Below are 2,445 nucleotides of genomic sequence, written 5' to 3'. Positions count from 1 at the left end.
ATTTCAAGGGGATAGTCTACCCATTTTTGTGGATAACTCGATTGATTTCATGGGAGCTGGTTCAAGGTTTTGTAGTATCGAGCATTTTTATATGCTCATGAATAATTCAGGCTAAAATCAGTAAGAAAGAGAGAATTCATTTACATGTCCAGACAAACTGAAATTTACCGGTACTCCTTAATCATCATTATAATAACGAAAGTTAAGAGTATTGGGGAAACCAAAATCGTTTTTATACCCCAGATATTAGATAGAACTCCTCCGCTTCCGGCTCCGATTGCAAAAATGATAATTATACCCCAAAAATGAAGTGCTTTATATAAAGATTCCTTATCCTTATTCCGGAGGTAATGTGATAAGCTTTCTGTTCCGCTTCTTAAATTTCCTATACACATAGTGCTCGCATATCCGTATCCATGCACTTTTCTAAAAGTCTGCACCTGCATAGCACATGAAAAGGAAACTAACATATTAGCAATCATATTTAATTTGAGTGGCATAAATCCGACAAGGCCAAGCATTAGTATTTCTATAAACAGAATGATTTGTCTCCAGTGTATGCCCTTACTGTTCTTGAACTTGTTTTCAATTTGCTCGGCAATAAAAATTCCTGCAGCAAATGAAAGCAAAGGAAACATATAATGAAACCCCATAACCGCATTGCCTTGCATAAAATTCTGACTCATCAGAACAACATTACCTGTCTGAGCATTTGCAAAAACATGGTCTCTCATATTGTAAGTATATGCATCCTGAAATCCACCTGAAAACGCCAGGACAGCACTTAATCTAAAGCTCTCTGATGTTTGCAATGTAAAGAACACCTCCACAAATTCAAATTCACCGCGTAGTTGATTGATTTATATCAACTGTTCACGGTCTTGTTTATTATATAAAAAACGTCTAACTTCCATGATTTTTTTAGAACCAATACCATCTATTACAACATAATAAATAACAAAATTCTTAACATAAATACGATAGTATTTGTATTGCCTTTCTTTTACAGAGCGAAATGGTTCAAATGATTCCGCAATAGGTAATCTTTCCATTATCGCTTTTTCAACTGCATCTAATAAATCATTTGCCGCTTTTTCATTATGCAAAGTTTCTGATATATATATATAACTTTTTGTTCTAAATCCTCGTAAAATAAAGGTAAATACCTTAATTCATACTGTGTATCAGCCATTTACCCTCCTTCGAAGATTTGAAAAAACTTCTTCATGTGTATATCTTTTTTCATTCTCTGATGCGTATCTGTCCGCCTCGTCCAATGTAGCCTCAACACCATCTGTAAGTTTCGAGTACGCCTCTAAGCTTAATACAACCATTGCACCATATCCATTCTTTGTTAAAAATACCGGTTCTCCTCCTCCAACCGCTTTTTCAATATCAGGAAATTTATTTCTCAAGTCCGAAACTGGTCTTATCTGTATCATAGCAACCTCCTTATCCAAATTCTATCATAATTTTATCTTGCCAAATTAATTATAACCCTTATTTCTCTTTTTATCAATCACTAAGAAATATATTTTCTATGGGACATTTTCACATTATTCTGATTTACCATAGCATATCTAAGCGTTGTATCTATCTGTTCATGTCCAAGTATCTTCTGTACTTGTTCTATCGGCATTCCCTTTTCAATTGCTCTAGTTGCCATAGTTCTCCTGAATTTATGTGGATGCACCTTTTCTACACCTAACTTCTTACCCATTTCTCGCAAGCGTAATTCTACACCACTTTCAGTAAGTCTATTGTGTGGTTTATTCAGAGAAACAAATAATGCACTATTATTATCTGTCCTTGATTCGATATAGTTTATCAAATGAATCTTTGTCTTTGCATCAAAATAAGCTTTACGTTCTTTATCTCCTTTTCCATAAACAACACATTCACGTTCTGAGAAATCTATATCATCAATGTTCAATCTTACCAATTCACCTACCCGAATTCCTGTCGAAAGCAAGAAATCAATCATTGCCCTATCACGTAAATTATTACAATTATCCCTAAGAATCTCAACTTTCTCATCTGAAATAGTATCTTTTACAATAATCGCTGTCTTCACCTTATGAATTCTTTTCATCGGACTTTTTATTATATAATCTTCTTCCTCCAACCAAGAAAAGAATGTGGAAAGGCTTCTACGAATATTATCAATAGTCACCTTTCCACAATTATCTATTGCTTGATACTCTACAAGATATTTTCGTAACATTTCGGTAGATATCTTTATCACCGGTATGTTAATTGACTCCAGCATCTTCTCAATATTACACCTATAATAGCGTATCGTTTTGTCAGAACATCCTTCTAAATGCTTGGCAGGTGACATGCTCCCACTACTTAAGCCCTAAAGCTTTGAAGTAGGGGCTTCTTACTCAATAACCCGATAGGGCTAAGTATCAATAAGCTATCCCCGCGTGCCCCGCGGTTCTT

3 protein-coding genes and 1 pseudogene are annotated in these 2,445 nt (G+C 34.8%); all 4 read right to left on the bottom strand.

The features are described from left to right. Positions 1 to 164: 164 nt before the first annotated feature. Positions 165 to 812, bottom strand: a complete 648-nt coding sequence (locus tag ACTNBR_RS16200; RefSeq protein ID WP_441019217.1) for a YoaK family protein — start codon at positions 810 to 812, stop codon at positions 165 to 167. Positions 813 to 860: 48 nt separating this feature from the next. Then, positions 861 to 1,106, bottom strand: coding sequence for a type II toxin-antitoxin system RelE/ParE family toxin (locus ACTNBR_RS16195; RefSeq protein WP_441019215.1), 246 nt, complete (start codon positions 1,104 to 1,106; stop codon positions 861 to 863). A gap of 78 nt (positions 1,107 to 1,184) precedes the next feature. Next, positions 1,185 to 1,442, bottom strand: coding sequence for a type II toxin-antitoxin system Phd/YefM family antitoxin (locus ACTNBR_RS16190; RefSeq protein WP_441019213.1), 258 nt, complete (start codon positions 1,440 to 1,442; stop codon positions 1,185 to 1,187). Positions 1,443 to 1,522: 80 nt separating this feature from the next. Continuing rightward, positions 1,523 to 2,332: pseudogene (gene xerA, locus ACTNBR_RS16185) on the bottom strand (site-specific tyrosine recombinase/integron integrase); the annotation flags it as partial. Positions 2,333 to 2,445 lie beyond the last annotated feature (113 nt).

Origin of the sequence: Bariatricus sp. HCP28S3_F11 (assembly GCF_052065395.1) — a bacterium.
Classification (GTDB): Bacteria; Bacillota; Clostridia; order Lachnospirales; family Lachnospiraceae; genus Allocoprococcus.
Note: the sequence above shows the minus strand (reverse complement) of the source record. Positions and strands in the feature narration are given on the sequence as shown.